This window comes from Aliivibrio logei (assembly GCF_001691055.1).
Lineage (GTDB): Bacteria > Pseudomonadota > Gammaproteobacteria > Enterobacterales > Vibrionaceae > Aliivibrio > Aliivibrio salmonicida.
The window spans coordinates 367,927-384,599 of sequence record NZ_MAJU01000004.1 but is presented as its reverse complement, the minus strand read 5'-3'; the positions used below and the strand labels follow the sequence as shown (position 1 = coordinate 384,599).

At 41.1% G+C, this 16,673-nt stretch carries 16 protein-coding genes; 11 read left to right on the top strand and 5 right to left on the bottom strand.

Annotated elements, in window-relative coordinates:
• Positions 1–2: 2 nt before the first annotated feature.
• Positions 3–2,147 carry a cytochrome-c oxidase, cbb3-type subunit III gene (ccoP, locus tag A6E04_RS01995; RefSeq protein ID WP_065609630.1) on the top strand — a complete coding sequence of 715 codons (2,145 nt, stop codon included), beginning with the start codon at positions 3–5 and terminating at the stop codon, positions 2,145–2,147.
• Positions 2,148–2,228: 81 nt separating this feature from the next.
• Here ccoP and arsB read toward each other — a convergent pair whose 3' ends face one another.
• Together arsB and A6E04_RS01985 are read right to left on the bottom strand one after the other, a co-directional pair.
• On the bottom strand, positions 2,229–3,272 hold the full coding sequence (gene arsB, locus A6E04_RS01990; protein ID WP_065609628.1) for an ACR3 family arsenite efflux transporter: 1,044 nt from the start codon (positions 3,270–3,272) through the stop codon (positions 2,229–2,231).
• Between the two features lie 155 nt (positions 3,273–3,427).
• On the bottom strand, positions 3,428–3,769 hold the full coding sequence (locus tag A6E04_RS01985; RefSeq protein WP_017021958.1) for an ArsR/SmtB family transcription factor: 342 nt from the start codon (positions 3,767–3,769) through the stop codon (positions 3,428–3,430).
• A 213-nt stretch (positions 3,770–3,982) separates the two neighbouring features.
• On the opposite strand from A6E04_RS01985, the gene A6E04_RS01980 reads away from it, so the two are divergent.
• The 3 genes from A6E04_RS01980 to A6E04_RS01970 all read left to right on the top strand — a co-directional run bounded on the left by A6E04_RS01980 (position 3,983) and on the right by A6E04_RS01970 (position 6,459).
• Entirely contained in the window at positions 3,983–4,339 is a 357-nt protein-coding gene (locus tag A6E04_RS01980) for a hypothetical protein (RefSeq protein WP_017021957.1), read from the top strand.
• A gap of 84 nt (positions 4,340–4,423) precedes the next feature.
• On the top strand, positions 4,424–5,086 hold the full coding sequence (locus A6E04_RS01975; RefSeq protein WP_023602946.1) for a hypothetical protein: 663 nt from the start codon (positions 4,424–4,426) through the stop codon (positions 5,084–5,086).
• Between the two features lie 182 nt (positions 5,087–5,268).
• Positions 5,269–6,459: a diaminopropionate ammonia-lyase gene (locus A6E04_RS01970; protein WP_023602947.1), complete on the top strand. Its 1,191-nt coding sequence runs from the start codon at positions 5,269–5,271 to the stop codon at positions 6,457–6,459.
• Between the two features lie 62 nt (positions 6,460–6,521).
• On the opposite strand, the gene A6E04_RS01965 is transcribed toward A6E04_RS01970, so the two are convergent.
• Positions 6,522–7,013, bottom strand: coding sequence for an Lrp/AsnC family transcriptional regulator (locus A6E04_RS01965; protein WP_017021954.1), 492 nt, complete (start codon positions 7,011–7,013; stop codon positions 6,522–6,524).
• Between the two features lie 367 nt (positions 7,014–7,380).
• On the opposite strand from A6E04_RS01965, the gene A6E04_RS01960 reads away from it, so the two are divergent.
• From A6E04_RS01960 to A6E04_RS01935, 6 genes are all read left to right on the top strand, one after another.
• Complete coding sequence (locus tag A6E04_RS01960; protein WP_023602948.1) at positions 7,381–8,142, top strand: maleate cis-trans isomerase family protein; 762 nt, start codon at positions 7,381–7,383, stop codon at positions 8,140–8,142.
• Between the two features lie 62 nt (positions 8,143–8,204).
• Entirely contained in the window at positions 8,205–9,404 is a 1,200-nt protein-coding gene (locus A6E04_RS01955; RefSeq protein ID WP_065609626.1) for a M20 aminoacylase family protein, read from the top strand.
• Positions 9,405–9,485: 81 nt separating this feature from the next.
• On the top strand, positions 9,486–10,529 hold the full coding sequence (locus A6E04_RS01950) for a TRAP transporter substrate-binding protein (protein ID WP_065609624.1): 1,044 nt from the start codon (positions 9,486–9,488) through the stop codon (positions 10,527–10,529).
• Positions 10,530–10,664: 135 nt separating this feature from the next.
• Entirely contained in the window at positions 10,665–11,204 is a 540-nt protein-coding gene (locus A6E04_RS01945) for a TRAP transporter small permease (RefSeq protein ID WP_065609622.1), read from the top strand.
• The gene (locus A6E04_RS01940) at positions 11,204–12,547 is read left to right on the top strand and encodes a TRAP transporter large permease (protein ID WP_065609620.1); all 1,344 of its coding nucleotides are present in this window, start codon (positions 11,204–11,206) and stop codon (positions 12,545–12,547) included. The genes A6E04_RS01945 and A6E04_RS01940 overlap by 1 nt, the downstream gene beginning before the upstream one ends.
• A gap of 44 nt (positions 12,548–12,591) precedes the next feature.
• Complete coding sequence (locus tag A6E04_RS01935; RefSeq protein ID WP_065609618.1) at positions 12,592–13,773, top strand: M24 family metallopeptidase; 1,182 nt, start codon at positions 12,592–12,594, stop codon at positions 13,771–13,773.
• An 83-nt stretch (positions 13,774–13,856) separates the two neighbouring features.
• On the opposite strand, the gene A6E04_RS01930 is transcribed toward A6E04_RS01935, so the two are convergent.
• Entirely contained in the window at positions 13,857–14,321 is a 465-nt protein-coding gene (locus A6E04_RS01930) for an Lrp/AsnC family transcriptional regulator (protein ID WP_017021947.1), read from the bottom strand.
• Between the two features lie 149 nt (positions 14,322–14,470).
• Here A6E04_RS01930 and A6E04_RS01925 point away from each other — a divergent pair, with 149 nt between their 5' ends.
• Positions 14,471–15,439, top strand: a complete 969-nt coding sequence (locus A6E04_RS01925; RefSeq protein ID WP_065609616.1) for a hypothetical protein — start codon at positions 14,471–14,473, stop codon at positions 15,437–15,439.
• Positions 15,440–15,529: 90 nt separating this feature from the next.
• Here A6E04_RS01925 and A6E04_RS01920 read toward each other — a convergent pair whose 3' ends face one another.
• The gene (locus A6E04_RS01920) at positions 15,530–16,654 is read right to left on the bottom strand and encodes a M14 family metallopeptidase (RefSeq protein ID WP_012551504.1); all 1,125 of its coding nucleotides are present in this window, start codon (positions 16,652–16,654) and stop codon (positions 15,530–15,532) included.
• Positions 16,655–16,673 lie beyond the last annotated feature (19 nt).

The following is a 16,673-nucleotide window of genomic DNA, read 5'->3' as shown; positions in this document are numbered from 1 at the left end:
TTATGACTGGATTTTGGAATATATGGGTCATTACTCTTACTGTTATTTTCTTGGTCTTGATGGTTTATGTGGTGGTGAAATATTGGAGAACGAACCATCTTGCCGATAAAGATAAAACCATTGATTCATTCGATGACATTGACGAAAACGACGCACCGCCACCCCGTATTATGTTTGTTGGGTATTTTATCGCTTTCTCGTGCTCTATTGTCTTTTTAGTATTGTATCCGGGACTCGGTAATTGGCAGGGATTACTTGGGTGGGAGCAAAGCGACGATACGATTCAAGAACACAATGAATCCTTGGACGAGCAAATTGCAGGCATCAATCAAGTCGACTTAACGGTATTAGCTGCAGAACCGATGATTGTTTCGTCAGGTAAAGGGTTGTTTCAAACTCACTGTGCTGCTTGTCATCGTGCTAATGGGCAAGGTCAGAAACACTTTCCAAATTTGATTGATGACGTGTGGTTGTATGGCGGTTCAGATAGTGACATTTTACATTCAATTAAAAAAGGCCGTTATGGTGCGATGGCTGGTTGGAAAAATATTCTTCCCGAAGAAGAGATTCAAAACCTCTCTTATTATCTTGCTTCTCTGCAACAACGCCCACTCAATGCACCCTCTTTGAAGATAAAGCAAGGTGAAACCGCCTTCATGAAAAACTGTGTGGTATGTCATGGCGGCGATGCAAAAGGGAACCAAGCATTAGGCGCCCCGAATTTATCGGATAATGTTTGGTTGCATGGCGGGAGCATTGAAGAGATCCAACATACAATCAATGATGGCCTGAACAACATCATGCCTGCGTTTGAAGCCCAATTAAGTGACAACGAGATCTTAGCGTTAGCGGCGTTTATTACTCAGCAACGCATTGCTTATAATGCAAAAATTGCAGCGATTTCTGAAAAGAACATTAAGCAAGGCGAGTATCTCGCGTACGCAGGGGATTGTGTGGCTTGTCATAGTGCAGAAGGAGGAGAACCGTTTGCGGGAGGATTGCCTTTTGTTACGCCATTCGGGACGGTTTATTCGACCAATATTACGCCCCATTTCACAGAGGGTATTGGTGATTACAGTTACGATGATTTTAAAGCTGCACTCTATGATGGGAAAGGGAAGCATGGGTATCTTTACCCTGCAATGCCTTACACTTCGTATCAACATGTGACAGAAGAAGATGTATCGATATTGTGGGATTATTTACAATCGATACCCGCTGCCTCACGTCGTAACGATGACAATAGCATGATGTTTCCATCCAATATTCGCCTGGGATTATTAGGTTGGAATGTCGTATTTATGGACAGAGAACCGCTTGATTTAACCACTAATGCACCAGTAGAAGGGACGGATATTTGGTCGCGTGGTAAATATTTAGTGGCAGGACTTGGGCATTGTTCTGAGTGTCATACGCCTAGAAATATTGCCCAAGCACTTGAAGAAGATAAGATTTTTCAAGGAAATATCATTGATGGTTGGAACGCCCCTGATATCTCTGCTCGTGAGTTATATCAAGATCGTTGGGATGTAAAAACCCTGACTGATTTCTTGCATACTGGGCATTCAGATAAAGGCTCAGCGTTTGGTGGGATGGCTGATGTGGTTAAAAATAGCACCAGCTTTATGACTCGTGAAGATGTAGAAGCAATGGCGACGTACCTATTGGTGGGAGATGAAAACAACACGATTCCACCTGATACGAAACAGCTACAACCGACAGGATTCACTGACGAAGCCAAACAATCTGATATGTATCCTTTATTCGTATCAACTTGTGGTGCGTGTCATGGGGAGGATGGTAAAGGACGAGATCCAATCGCTCCGACGCTGTTAAACAACGGTATCATCATGCACCGAGATCCATACAATACCATTGCGGTGGTCATTCGAGGACTTGAACCAAGTTATCTTAATGAAGAAAGAAACTTTATGCCGATGGTGAGCTTCCAAAATATATTAACGGATGCACAGTTATCTGAATTGATTTCGTTTATTCGAGATTACCTTGGAGATCGAACTGAAACAGTGACAGCTGCTGATGTAAAAGCGGTGCGAGAGAAACTTCAAAAAGCAGGTTATGCAGGTAATTTCCATACGACGCCTGATATGTACGATAAACGAGACCGCAATATTAACGTCGAATAAGTAAGATAGTGGTATATACAAACGGGTCGTTGATAGAGAATATCAACGACCCGTTTTTATTTGAATTCAGATTGTGCAGAACTAAGCGGCTGCTTTCTCTTCTGATTCTCCTTTCATTCTCAACGCCACATTAACCAACGCGATTAATACAGGAACCTCAATCAGAGGGCCAATTACACCGGCAAACGCTTGATCTGAATTCAACCCAAATACCGCAATAGAAACCGCAATCGCTAGCTCAAAGTTATTACCTGTTGCGGTAAAAGCGATAGAGGCGTTCTTATCATAAGGAATGCCCATTTTCTTACCGATAAAGAAGCTAGAGAAAAACATTAAGACAAAATAGATCGTGAGTGGAATAGCAATGCGAACCACGTCCATTGGTAGCTCAAGGATCATTTCACCTTTTAAGCTAAACATAAGAACAATCGTACCTAGCAGAGCAATCAATGTGATAGGTGAAATTTTTGGAATGAAAACCGTGTTGTACCATTCTTCGCCTTTTTGTGAGACTAAGATCTTACGGCTTAAGAAACCAGCAAGGAAAGGGATACCCAAATAGATAAGCACACTTTCAGCGATGTCCATCATAGAGATATCAACGACCATGCTCTCATAACCAAACACTGGTGGAAGTACACTGATGAATAACCACGCCATTAAGCTGTAAGTAACGATTTGAAACGCAGAGTTAATCGCCACTAATGCCGCGCCATACTCTTTATTACCACCGCCAATGTCGTTCCAAACTAATACCATAGCAATACAGCGAGCTAGGCCAATAAGGATGATGCCAACCATATAACCAGGGTGATCGCCTAAAAATGTCAGTGCTAAGATGAACATTAATATTGGACCCACAATCCAGTTCATAACAAGCGATAATGTGATGGCTTGTTTGTCTTTTACAACGCTACCAAGTAGGTTGTAGTTCACTTTAGCTAATGGCGGATACATCATTAAAATCAGGCCAATAGCGAGAGGAATATTGGTTGTTCCTACCGACATGGATTCATTCCATTCTGCAACTTGAGGAAATTGAACCCCAATTAATACACCAATCGCCATTGCGATAAAAATCCACAGTGTTAGGTATCGGTCGAGAAAACTGAGCTTAGGTTGCATAAAACCTCCTTATGGTTTTATTTTAATTCGATAGTATGTCAAATAACAATCGTACATCGTCGAATTACGATTGATTTTTGCAAAAATAATCACGTTATCATTCATGCTTATTATAGAAGATGGACAAGTAACGTGAGTGATAGTATCAATATTAACTACATTAAAATGGTGTTAGTGAGTTGATCAAATAGAGCAATACGATCTCGATTAATTCGATAACACATTTTGGGTGGGATAGATTCTGCAGTAATAAAGCCTGCTTGTTTCAATACACGTAAATGTTCAGAAACCGTTGATTGAGCCAGTCCTAATTCAGAGACCAAATCGCTGTTTAAACAGCCTCCTGATTTTTCTAATGTTGATAATATTTTTAAAATACGAACGCGAGCAGGGTGAGACAATGCTTTTGCTAATGACGCAAATTCTTTTTCTTGTTGCAGGCCATGTTCTGACGTTGAAAAAGAACATTTATCTGTCGGGTTGCATTGCGTTGCCATTGTCTACTCGTTAGTTAATCGTAAAAACACGATGAACTATAGGCGTATTAAAAAAGAAGATCAAGCCGTCATGGTTGAAAAAGTAAGGTTGTTACAAAGAAAAGAGTGAAGGAAGTCTAAAATTCGGATATAAATGGACGAATTATGCACAAGTTTTCGACATGTCTTCCGCTACAGTGAATAGAGAATGAGTGTTCAATTAAAGGAATGGCAATGTTAACGGGTGTTTCTTCATATCAAAATTCAATGGTGTACCCTCAACCAGTAGTTCCAACGTCAATGGCGAAAAATTCGTCTACAAATACGGCATTTGTTATTAATCATGATCAAGTGACGCTATCGAATGAAGGCAAAGCGTTGTTGTATGCACTTCAAGAAATTGAGAAAGAAAATCATTATAAACAAGAAAGTGATCGAGACATGAGCGAACAAGTCGAGTCTTTTGCTCATGGCGCTTTAGGTATTAATCCCCCAAGCGCCCTTGAAGAAGAAAATGATACCTCTTATTCTGCGGGGCAATACGTTTCTGCCGCATTAACCGTGGGCGGGATTTTACTCGCGTTAGTATAGTGTTTTGATATTACGTTGTATTTTTTGAATGTCTTAATGTATCGTGAAGTGTCTATTACTTCAAAATAACGTTAAGGAATGAATATGTTAGCTAAATTAGGAATGGCGATACAGGCGCTGTTAGCAGTGGCGATTTTCTATTTGGGATTTACGATTTATTCATTCACCAATACTATTACCGTTGTTGTTAACGATTACCCAAAATTCATGGCTGAAATCACTAAAACTGCGGATAAACTGGAAATAGACCAATGGTTGTTATTAGCAAAACACGTTGAAAAATTAACGCCTCAAGTATTAACCTTAGTCAGTGAGGTTAAAAATACCGTCAATAACGTAAACCAAACGGTCGTATCGGTCGATAATAAAATTCCTCTGATCCTTAATGAAGTCAAAGCCATTCGAACTGAATCCTTACCAGAAGTTATTACGGTAATGAATGCTGTAAATAATAAAACCGTACCGAGCACATTGGTTGAATTAAAAAATTATCGCGAGCACGTTTTCCCTAACGCGTTTGTTGAAAGTAAAGGGTATCGAATTACAACGATCCCCGCGGTTATAAAAGAATCAGAGAGCTTACGTAAAGACGTTCCGCCTATCATGCTAAAAGCCGATGAAATTATAGATAAAGCCGGAGAGCTATCTCAACAAGCAACTCAAGGTGCAGTGAAGGGCGTTATTATGTCACCTTTTAATTTGCTAAGAGAAGCAGGTACTGAGATTCAATCTAAGGTAAAACAATAATCTGTAATGAACTTCCGCGTTTATTATTCTGATTATGCATAAAAACCTCATTTTTTTATTTAACAAAACAGAACCGCTACACTTACTGTTGATACACTTTTAATATCGAAAACGTCTTGAATATCTGGCCGATAAATAGCCGGGTATTCAAGGATAAACACGAATTTTTAAGGATGATCAATATGTCGTTATTGACTGGTGCGTTAAGTCACTTCTCTAATCCCAAAGCAAATGTAGAGGCTGAATACTCAGCTGAACAGCATGCTATTTTAAATGTGGCCGACTCAGAGAACGCTATTCGTGATATTACACAATGGCCAAACTACGCAGCTACGCCATTGTATTTGTTGAACGATATTGCCAGTGCAGCAAAGCTTAAAAAGTTGTGGTACAAGGATGAATCACAACGCTTTGGTTTAAAAAGCTTTAAAGCATTAGGCGGTGCCTACGCCGTCGCTCGTCAGCTACAAATACTGCTGCATAAACAGTATGGAAAAATGCCCACGACAAAAGAGTTATTAGAAGGTAAGTGGAAATCAGAGGTTGCTGAAATTGTTGTGAGTTGTGCAACCGATGGTAATCATGGACGCTCAGTGGCATGGGGAGCGCAGATGTTTGGCTGTGGTTGTGTAATTTATATTCATCGTGATGTATCAGAAGGTCGTAAGCAAGCGATGGAAGCTTTTGGTGCAGAAGTGGTTCGCATCAGTGGAAACTATGATGAATCTGTGCGATTAGCTGACTCTGAAGCGAAAATGCATGATCGAGTGATTGTGTCTGATACCTCGTATGAAGGTTACATGGATATTCCAAAAGATGTCGCCTTAGGTTACACCGTCATGCTTGCTGAAGTCGTAGAGCAATTGGATGGAGAGATCCCTTCTCATGTTTTCATACAAGGTGGTGTCGGTGGATTAGCATCAGCTGTGTGTGGTTATTTTTGGGACTTATGGGGTAAACAACGTCCGCGTTTTATTATTGTAGAACCAGAGCAAGCGAACTGTCTTCAGCAGAGTGCACAAGCTGGCAAACCTGTGGTTGTTGGGGGGGATTTAGAGACATTAATGGCTGGTCTTGCTTGCGGTGAAGTCTCAAGTTTAGCGTGGACTATTTTAGAGAACGGGGCCGATGATTTTATGACCCTAAGCGAAGACGCGATCCCTCAAGCCATGCGTTTACTTGCTAAAGGCTATCAATCGGATGGGTCTATTGAAGCCGGAGAGTCGGCGGTTCCAGGGTTTGCTGCCGCTATTTTAGCTCGCCAACATTCTGATTTTTCACAAACCATGCAATTGAACTCATCAAGCCGCGTGTTAGTCATTGGGACTGAAGGGGCGACAGATCCTGAATTGTATAAACAGCTTACGGCGTAATCGCGATTGTTTTATTCGTCTTAATAAATAGATAAAAGGTGTAAGGTTTGGCTTTGCACCTTTTATTCTTGATAGTCATCAATTGGAATTGTTAATCCTACCTTTACAGGGTCCATCACCACATTTGTTTGAAAACTTTTTATATTTGCATTATCAAAGAAAGCCTCACGGGTAAACTTATCGTATCCCTCCATATCTACCGCCGTCACAATCAAAATGAAATCTGAATTGCCTGTAACGTAATAGCATTGCTGTACGGATCGATTGGCACTCATTTCTTTTTTAAAGTTATGCATTAAATCTACGCGTTCTCTTTCTAACGTGACTTGCACAATAAAGGTCATGGTGTGCCCAATGGCTTTTGGGTTTATTACTGATACATCAGCTTGAATAATCTGTTGTGCTCGCATTCGTTTTAAACGGCGTTGTACTGCGGCGGGTGATAATCCAACTTGTTCCGAAATTTGATCTGAGGTTGTACGATTTGATATTTGCATTATGGATAAAATATTGCGGTCTAAATTATCGAGAGAAATTGCCGGAGGTTGAGCCATATAAATAATACCCTTTCGAGCGATGTCTTTTTTATTAACGTTATTAACATCTATGGAGTGTAAGAAAATACCCATTATCTAGGTGTGTGTTTTATTCACTAGGTAAAAAATAACTATAGCATTCATAAATGCGGAAAATCTTCATTTATAGGTCGGTTATAAAGGAAATTCGTCAAAATTATTGCTGTATTATTGATCTTGTAAACAAAATGTAAAGAAAAAACATTCATTGATTTGACCTGATATCGATCAATGAGTAAACATTTTCGTAACAAGATGATGGTGTGGTGTAGCGTTTAATAAGAGAGGCGAGTTCCTCTTATACTTTATAGCAACACTGACGTTCACAATGATAAGGACAAGTAGCATGAAGGTTGAAAGTATTGTTCCGCAATTTGAATTAGAACAATTAGCTCCGGCTGGTCGTATCGGTGTTATTGCCCTAGCGACTGATTTCAACATTGAAAGCGATTTGCGTCAGTTATATCCATCGGATGTACAGGCATTTACTAGTCGTGTTCGTAATGTGAATCCGTTAACGATTGAAAACTTACGTAGCATGGCTCCTGGGATCAGTGTTGCCGCCGATACGATTCTTCCTGGTACGGATTTGGATGTCATCATCTATGGCTGCACATCAGGAACGGTAGCGATTGGGAGTGATCGTATTACGACACTTATTCATCAGACTCGCCCGAATGTAGCAGTAACAAACCCAATAACCGCTGCTTTGGCTGCTTTTGAGCGATTAAACGCGAAACGACTTTCTATTCTGACGCCTTACACTGAAACCGTAAATCAAGAGATGGCGATGTTTTTTATCGAACAAGGTTATGACGTTTTAAACATTGCAGGGTTTGCTTTTGAAGACGATACGGCCATGACTTACATTTCCCCACAAGATATTCAGCAAGCGGCAATAAACGTATGCAGCCCTGATGCTGATTTACTTTTTATCTCTTGTACTGCATTACGTTCAGCAAGTGTGATTGAAGCACTTGAAGCGACGTTAAACAAACCGGTGGTGAGCAGTAACCAAGCGTTAGCGTGGCACTCATTACGACTTGTTGATTACCCACGTCCAGTCAATGGGTTTGGGGTACTAATGGCGCAATACTTGGCGTTATAGCCTTATCTTATTTTTCATTTCTATTCTCTGAATGTGGGCTTAATCGCCAAGGAGTATGCATTATGTCGTCATCTATTTTTATTGACCAATTTTCAGCGCAATTGATTGCTGATATGACGGAATGGCGTCAGCATCTGCATCGTTTTCCTGAGTGTGGGTTTGATGTCAATCTAACGGCAGACTTTATCGCTGATAAACTGCAAAGCTTTGGTATTGCAGTGGTGCGAGATATTGGGAAAAGTGGACTTGTTGGTATTTTACGTAATGGTAATAGCACCGCTAGCATTGGGTTGCGAGCGGATATGGATGCGCTACATATTCATGAACAGAACACATTTTCACATTGCTCACAGCATGATGGAAAAATGCATGCCTGTGGTCATGATGGGCATTCGGCGATGTTATTGGGTGCCGCATGTTATCTAGCGAAAACCTCGATGTTTGATGGCACTGTGTATTTTATTTTTCAGCCTGATGAAGAGCATGGCCGTGGGGCGCAAGCCATGATTGATGACGGACTGTTCGAGCGTTTTTCGATTGATGAAGTGTATGGAATTCATAATTATCCCGGCTTAGCAGAAGGGGAATTAATGGTGCGTCCGGGATCGTTAATGGCCAGTGAAAGCAGCTTTGAAATTACCATCAATGGTGTTGGAGGGCATGCAGCATTACCCCATCAAGGTATCGATCCTATTGTTGTGGGAGCGCAAGTGATAATGGGACTCCAGACGATAGTTTCCCGTAATTTAAGTGCGATTCATGAGACTGCGGTCGTGTCCGCGACAGAATTTGTCACCAATGGAACCGTGAATGTGATCCCATCACAAGTTGTGATTAAAGGCGATTGTCGTTGCTTTACTGAAGATTCGTTGACGAGTATTAAAGACAGCATGGCTCGTATCGTTGCGGGGATTTGTCAGGCTGCGGGCGCGAAACACACCTTTGAATTCATCAATACGTTTTACCCAACGGTGAATAATCCTGAGCAAACGGCGTATTCGGTTCAAGCTGCACAAAAAGTTTTAGGCGTCGATAAGGTGAATGCCGCGTGCGACCCGTTAACTATTTCAGAAGATTTTTCCAGTATGTTACGTGTGAAACCCGGTTGTTATGTGTTACTCGGAAATGGCACAGAATCGGTGGGTGGGTGCGCGTTACATAACCCCAAATATGATTTCAATGATCGGATCTTAACGTTGGGTGCGAGTTATTGGATTCAACTGGTTAATGACCGGTTAAATCAAACAATAAACTGCGAATGAAAGCAGTGGATAGCTAATCATTTTGAACGTAATCATTCGATTCAAAATGTCTTTAGGACAGCGAGTTATAAGGAAAATAAAATGAAACGATTAGGCATAGCATTACTGGGTTTAGGCATGATTTTTGGCGCACAAGCTGAGACTTGGAAGTTCGCTTCAGAAGAAGATAAAACGGACGTTCAAGATATCTACGCGCAAAAATTTGCAGAGACGATAAAGAAAGAATCAGACGGTGATATTCGTGTGCGTATTTACTACTACGGTCAGTTAGGTACGGAAAATGATATTGTCGAATTGGCAGCCAAAGGAACCATTCAATTTGTGGCGGTTGGTGCTGGACATTTAGGTTCTTATGTCCCTGAAGTACAAGCGGTGAGCTTACCATATGTATTAGGCACGAATGAAGCGGTGACTCATAAAGTATTGACACAAAGCCCAACGATTTATAATGAGTTGGCTCCGAAATTTGAAAGTGTGAATTTAAAGCTGCTTTCAATGATGTCTGAAGGTGAAATGGTATGGGGTGGGAATAAACCGATTCGAACCCCAGAAGATTTTGCAAATCAAAAAATTCGTACTTTCACATCAACCATTCCGGTTGAAACGTATAAAGCATTTGGTGCAACACCAACCCCGTTATCATGGGGTGAGGTTTATGGCTCATTACAGCTAAAAACGATCGACAGTATGGTTAACCCAATTTACTTTATTTACAACGCAAAATGGCATGAAGTGCAAGATTACTTGATGTTTCCAGGCCAACAGCCTTATGTCAGTACGGTTTCAACCAACAGTCAATGGTACAAAGAATTATCCGTAGAAAAACAAGCCATGGTAACCAAAGCGATTAAAGCCGCAGATCAAGCGGCGTACGATTATCAAATCCGTATTAACAAAGAAAATATGGATAAAATCTTAAAGGAACGTCCGGATATGCAAGTGATTGTCTTGACGGAAGAAGAGCGTAATCGTTTTAAAGCGTTAAGTGAAAAACTGCACGCGACTTACTTTGATGTTGTTGCCAATGCTTATCCATCAACAGAGCAAGAGGCCGCACGTCAAGGGGCGGAAGACATTCTACAAAACATCTTAAAAGAAGTGAAAGTGGCGTCAGCGACGCAATAAGATCCTTTGTATGGAAATAGTGCTGCACTGATGGCGTATTTCCTAATCACCTTTATCTATTTATAAGCGGTTTATTGTTGACTGAATATGGTTAGGTAAAGGTATTGCTGATTGTTGTATGGAGCTCAGCGTGTTATGAAAGACTTGTTACATAAAATCAGTGCGGTGACTGAGAAGTTAGAACGCTTTTTAATTATGACCGCCATTCTCGTTATGATGATGAATTCTACGGCGAATGCCATTGGCCGTTACGCCTTCAATAAAAGTATCTTCTTTTCTGAAGAATTGAATCAGTTTTTGATAGTGGCGGTTACCTTTATCGGCTTCGCGTATGCCGTAAGAAAAGGCCGCAATATTCGCATGACTGCGGTGTATGATTCACTCGGTTTACGAGCACAAAAATACCTAACCACACTCATTGCTCTATTCACTTCTATGTTGATGTTTTATCTTGCCTACCAAGCCTTTTTATATGTTGAAGAATTGAAAAACTTGAACAGATTAAGCCCTGCATTGCAGATCCCCGTGTATTGGGTTTATGCGATTATCCCAATAGGGTTAGCGATAGCGGGTTTGCAATATGGGATAAGTTTTCTCATGAATCTGATTCATAAAGAGATTTATTTGTCTTTTGATGTGATTGAAAATAAAAACGATAAAGTAGGTGAGTTGTAATGAGCGGAGTTATGCAGTTTTTCTCAGACATCATTGCTGGTGAACCCGATATTTACGTCATCACATTTACCTTAGTGGTTGTGATGGTGGTATTGCTTTTCTTGAGTTTTCCTATGATTGTTCCTTTGGCAGTCGGTGCGTTAATCGGGTTGATTCACTTTTCACAAGTTGATCCTGAAGTCATTATCCAGCAAATGGTCACGGGTATTTCACCCAACGCGTTGATTGCAGTACCTATGTTTATTCTTGCTGCCGATATCATGACTCGGGGGCATACGGCTCTGAATTTATTAGGTTTAATTCAAGCGTTCGTCGGTCATTTACGTGGTGGATTACCGATTACAACCTGTATTAGTTGTACGCTATTTGGGTCAGTGTCAGGTTCAACACAAGCCACCGTCGTGTCTGTTGGGCAAATTATGCGTCCGAAATTACTTCAAGCAGGTTATAAAGACAGTTTTGTCATGGCGCTAATCATTAATGCCAGTGACATTGCCTTTTTGATCCCACCAAGTATTGGGCTGATTTTGTATGGAACCTTAGCCAACGCGAGTGTCGGTGAGTTGTTTATTGCGGGTATTGGGCCTGGTTTGGTTCTGGCGGGATTATTCTCATTGTACAGTTACGCTTACAGTGTGAAGCACAGCGACAGTCTGACGTTAGTTGATAAGACCACAATAGAAGAAAAAATCATCGCAATTAAAAAAGCGATTTTACCGCTAGGCTTTCCGACTCTTATCATTGGTGGTATTTATTCTGGCATCGTGACACCGACAGAAGCCGCTTCATTTGCCGTGTTGTATGCGATTATTGTGGAATGTATTTTCTATCGTAAATTGAAAGTAAAAGACATTTGTGATGCGGCGTTAAGTACGGGACTCATTACGGCCGTTGTTTTTATATTGGTCGGAATAGGACAGGCATTTTCATGGTATATCTCGTTCGAACAAATACCTCAAGAGTTGCTGGCGCCGTTGGATCTTGAAAACGCGTCACAAGAGTACATTCTGTTTGTGATTGCGTTGTGTTTCTTTGTCGGCTGTATGTTCGTCGATTCATTGGTCGTGTTGTTGATTTTGACGCCAATCTTTATGCCTATCGTTAATGGGGCAGGGTTAGATCCAATTTTAGTTGGGGTTATGGTGACTCTGCAAATGGCGATTGGCTCTGCGACGCCACCTTTTGGTTGCGATATATTTACAGCGATTGCGATTTTTGAAAGGCCTTACATGGAAGTGATTCGTGGAACATTGCCTTTCTTCTTAATTTTACTGTTTATGTCTGCGTTGTTGATATTCTTTCCGAGTATTGCCTTATTTCCACGAGATGTGCTGTTTAATTAATGCGGTCTGATGATCGAATATTGACTCAATAAAGGATGAATATAATGAGTACATTGCCTTTGATTTCTCCGGCGAGAGGGTTTGAATTTATAGAATTTGAACAACGCACAGCTCTATTGCAACAATCTATGTGTGAGCAGAATATTGATGCGGTGTTTTTTACAACGGAACCTGAATTTCGTTATTTTAGTGGTTTTAAATCGCAGTTTTGGGAGAGTCCAACAAGGCCGTGGTTTTTGGTTATTCCTGCGATTGGGAAGCCGATAGCGGTCGTCCCTGAGATTGGTGTTTCTGGGTTTGACACTACGTGGATTGATGATGTGCGCAGTTGGCCATCTCCAAGGCCAGAAGATGATGGAATAACCTTGCTAGCTTCCACGTTAGCTGAAGTGAGCACGGGCGCTCGTCGATTAGGGGCGATGCTAGGGCCTGAAACGCATTTGAGAATGCCGATTGCAAACTTTACCGCTCTTCAACAGCGACTTCGTCAGCATGATATGGTCGATGTTTCGTTGATTATACGTCATCTTCGGAGTATTAAATCGATGGCCGAAATTGAGAAAATTCGGTTTGCTTGTCAAGTGACGGCGGCAGGGTTTGACTATTTACGAACTCATCTTACGGTAGGCATGACAGAACGTGAAGCTTGTAAAGCAATGCACTTAGAAATGTTGCGTCTAGGTGCCGATGCGTGTCCGTATTTGATCTCGGCATCAGGCCTGGGGGGCTACGACAATATTATTATGGGACCAACGGATCGAGTATTAAATGAAGGCGATGTCCTTATTATTGATACAGGGGCGAATTTTGATGGCTATTTCAGCGACTTCGATCGTAATTACGGTTTTGGTCAAATAGCTCAAGAGACAATTGATGCGTATGATGCCGTTTATGCTTCGACGGAAGCGGGATTACAAATAGCGGCGCCGGGAAGAACTACCGGGGAGGTGTGGCAAGCCATGTGGTCGGTTCTTGAGGAGGCCGGAGCATTAGGGAATGATGTTGGACGGATGGGGCATGGATTAGGAATGCAGCTAACGGAATGGCCCTCAAATGTGCCTAACGGAGATGTTGAGTTGAAACCCGGCATGATTTTAACCTTAGAGCCGGGAATGGCTTTTGCGCCTAATCGTATGATGGTGCACGAAGAAAATATCGTTATCACTGAATCAGGGTGTGAAATGCTACATGACAGAGCGTGGCAACAAATGCCCATTATTCAATAAACCTGAGTGTGGTACGTATAGAACAGACATAAAAAAGCCGATCATAAGATTGGTTTTTTTATCTCTGAAACTAAGTATCGTATTTATTCTGTGATTTGAATCTCTGTAGAGAATTTGATTGTTCTTAATGAGATGGAAGTATGAAATTTCCGAATATTCAAATCAGTATGAAGGACCCGCTCAACAAAATGCTCATAGGCTTGTATATCTTCAACTATGAGGATCAACATGAAATCGTAATTGCCAGATATTTGATAACATTGGGTTATTTCTGGTGATGCCGTCATTGATTGACGGAAGTTTTTATATATATCACCACGGTCTCGCTCCATTTCAACTGAAACTAAGAAGGTTAATTTCTTGCCCACTAATTCAGGATTAACGATGGAGACATCTCCAATAATGACGTCCTGATCGCGTAATCTTTTTATGCGCTTCAAACAAGCAGGAGCCGATAGACCGACAAGCTCGGCTAATTCAATATTGGGTATTCGATTATTTTTTTGTAATCGAACTAAGATATTACGATCAATTCTGTCTAATTCCATAATTTCTTATATCTCTATTTTGAGCGGGTAATATTTCTTATTATAATTTAAATAAGAAATCTTCTGCACTGTTTGTGGTTGTTTTTGAAATATACGTCACGGTTAAGTTGATAGAATAGAGTCTTACTGTATTAGCATATGGACATGATATGAATCTTTTTCTTCATTTTTTCAAAGAGCTCATTCGAGACATTATCAACGTAACGTGGACACTATTTAAGATTATGATACCAATCATTATTCTTATTAAAATAGTGGAAGAGATGGGAGGGATCATACTCCTTAGTAACCTGTTAAGCCCTTTAATGGAAACGGTCGGTTTGCCAAAGGAAATGGGCTTGGTATGGGCAACGACGTTATTAACCAATATTTATGGTGGGCTAATCGTTTTTATTAATACAGATATGCCATTAAGTGTGGCTCAAGTCTCTATATTAGGCAGCATGATGCTATTAGCCCACTCGTTGCCGATTGAAGCGGCGATAGCGAAAAAAGCAGGGGTGAATTTATCTATGACCTTACTTATTAGGATTGGTGGTAGTTTTGTTCTTGCGTGGTTACTCCACCAGACTTATCAAACGGGTGACTATCTTAATCAACCAGCAGTGACCTTGTGGCAACCTGATGCTGTAACCGATACTGGTTATCTTGCATGGGGAATTGGACAAGTTAAAAACTTCGGGGTTATTTTTTTGGTTATTTCTGGGCTATTGTTTACGTTGAAAATTCTGAAATTACTTGGAATTGAGAAACTGATGGCTGTTCTATTGAGACCTTTTTTAAAAATACTAGGGATCAGTAAAGAGGCGACCAACTTAACCATTATTGGCATTACATTAGGGTTGTCGTTTGGTGGGGGATTATTGATTAATGAAGCAAAAACCGGACATATACCCGCAAGAGACGTGTTTACTGCCATTATGCTACTCAATTTACTGCACAGTTTAATAGAAGATACGTTATTGATCCTATTAATCGGGGCGGATTTTACTACGATTTTTTGGGGAAGATTAGTCTTTTCTGTTGTAGTTATATCAGTCATTGCTGCGGGCGTGAGAAGATTAAGCCCTCAATTGTGTGAAAAATATTTCTATCGTAACGTCGCGTTATCTCATTAAGGTAGAAAATGATTACGACACAAAAAAGCCGATCATAAGATCGGCTTTTTTCATTTTATAACCTGTCGGTTTGGGGATGCTAGTGGCTAATTAAAGCTCGCCAACGGTTGCCCAAACGGCAGCTAATACGTCTTGACCAAAGGCAACGCTTCGCTCTGGAGACCAGCCATACAGCTCATCAGCGTGGCTAATATGATCTTTAAATGGCATTTCAACAGTATAAGAAAGACATTTGAATTGTTCGCCTACCCAGTTAGAGCCAACGGTTAAGTTTGCTGTACCCGGTGCGTCTTTATCGTAGCCAATGTCATCTTGGAATTCTGGCGTGATAACCAGTAATGCTTGCTTGAATGTGGTTTCTAGTTTCGCAATGCGTTCATTGTAAGAAGGAATGCCTTCACCACCGGCAACGAAGTTGTATGGAATCGCTTCATCGCCGTGAATGTCTAAGAACATATCAACGCCCGTCGCTAACATACGTTCGCGAACTAAGAATACTTCAGGTGATCTTTCCATTGACGGCGTTTGCCATTCACGGTTTAAGTTCACGCCAATGCCGTTAGTGCGTAGGTGTCCACGGATACTGCCATCTGGGTTCATGTTAGGAACGATGTGGAATACTGCGGTATCAAGTAGAGCACGGCCAACGGTGTCAGTTTCATCTAATAAACGAGATAATAGACCTTCAATGAACCATTCTGCCATTGTTTCACCAGGGTGTTGACGGCCGGTGATCCAAATGTTCTTTTTGCCTTCTTCTGGCTCACCAATCGTTAGAATACTGATGTCGTTGTTATCCAACGTAACGCCCAGAGTTTCTAATTGGCAGCTGTGGTGCGTTTGTGCACCGTGCAATAAATCTTGGTGACGATCGTACGAGTAAGGTGCAAAGTACGCGAAGTACATTGAACGGTACTCAGGCATCACGTTAAAGCTTAACGTATCACCATCAAATTCTGTTGGAATGCGGAACCACTCTTCACGATCGTAAGAAGCAACCACATCGTAATCTTGCCAACCTTCTGGGTAAGCTGATTTTGCTAGACCTAGAATCTTAAATGAATGCTGTTGTTGAGGCTGGCTTTCTAAGCGAAAATGAAACCACTGAGCGATCTCAGTTTGATTATCGGCAGGAATAGTCAGTTGGATATCATCTGGCGTATTCGCCGCTACTACATGGATATTTCCACTTTCAAAATTGCTGAATATTTTCATATTTATACTACTTCACTTA

Coding starts and splice junctions, on each gene's coding strand:
- ccoP (WP_065609630.1), top strand. CDS start 3: ATGACTGGATTTTGGAATATATGGGTCATTACTCTTACTGTTATTTTC.
- arsB (WP_065609628.1), bottom strand. CDS start 3,272: ATGCAACCTAAGCTCAGTTTTCTCGACCGATACCTAACACTGTGGATT.
- A6E04_RS01985 (WP_017021958.1), bottom strand. CDS start 3,769: ATGGCAACGCAATGCAACCCGACAGATAAATGTTCTTTTTCAACGTCA.
- A6E04_RS01980 (WP_017021957.1), top strand. CDS start 3,983: ATGTTAACGGGTGTTTCTTCATATCAAAATTCAATGGTGTACCCTCAA.
- A6E04_RS01975 (WP_023602946.1), top strand. CDS start 4,424: ATGTTAGCTAAATTAGGAATGGCGATACAGGCGCTGTTAGCAGTGGCG.
- A6E04_RS01970 (WP_023602947.1), top strand. CDS start 5,269: ATGTCGTTATTGACTGGTGCGTTAAGTCACTTCTCTAATCCCAAAGCA.
- A6E04_RS01965 (WP_017021954.1), bottom strand. CDS start 7,013: ATGGCTCAACCTCCGGCAATTTCTCTCGATAATTTAGACCGCAATATT.
- A6E04_RS01960 (WP_023602948.1), top strand. CDS start 7,381: ATGAAGGTTGAAAGTATTGTTCCGCAATTTGAATTAGAACAATTAGCT.
- A6E04_RS01955 (WP_065609626.1), top strand. CDS start 8,205: ATGTCGTCATCTATTTTTATTGACCAATTTTCAGCGCAATTGATTGCT.
- A6E04_RS01950 (WP_065609624.1), top strand. CDS start 9,486: ATGAAACGATTAGGCATAGCATTACTGGGTTTAGGCATGATTTTTGGC.
- A6E04_RS01945 (WP_065609622.1), top strand. CDS start 10,665: ATGAAAGACTTGTTACATAAAATCAGTGCGGTGACTGAGAAGTTAGAA.
- A6E04_RS01940 (WP_065609620.1), top strand. CDS start 11,204: ATGAGCGGAGTTATGCAGTTTTTCTCAGACATCATTGCTGGTGAACCC.
- A6E04_RS01935 (WP_065609618.1), top strand. CDS start 12,592: ATGAGTACATTGCCTTTGATTTCTCCGGCGAGAGGGTTTGAATTTATA.
- A6E04_RS01930 (WP_017021947.1), bottom strand. CDS start 14,321: ATGGAATTAGACAGAATTGATCGTAATATCTTAGTTCGATTACAAAAA.
- A6E04_RS01925 (WP_065609616.1), top strand. CDS start 14,471: ATGAATCTTTTTCTTCATTTTTTCAAAGAGCTCATTCGAGACATTATC.
- A6E04_RS01920 (WP_012551504.1), bottom strand. CDS start 16,654: ATGAAAATATTCAGCAATTTTGAAAGTGGAAATATCCATGTAGTAGCG.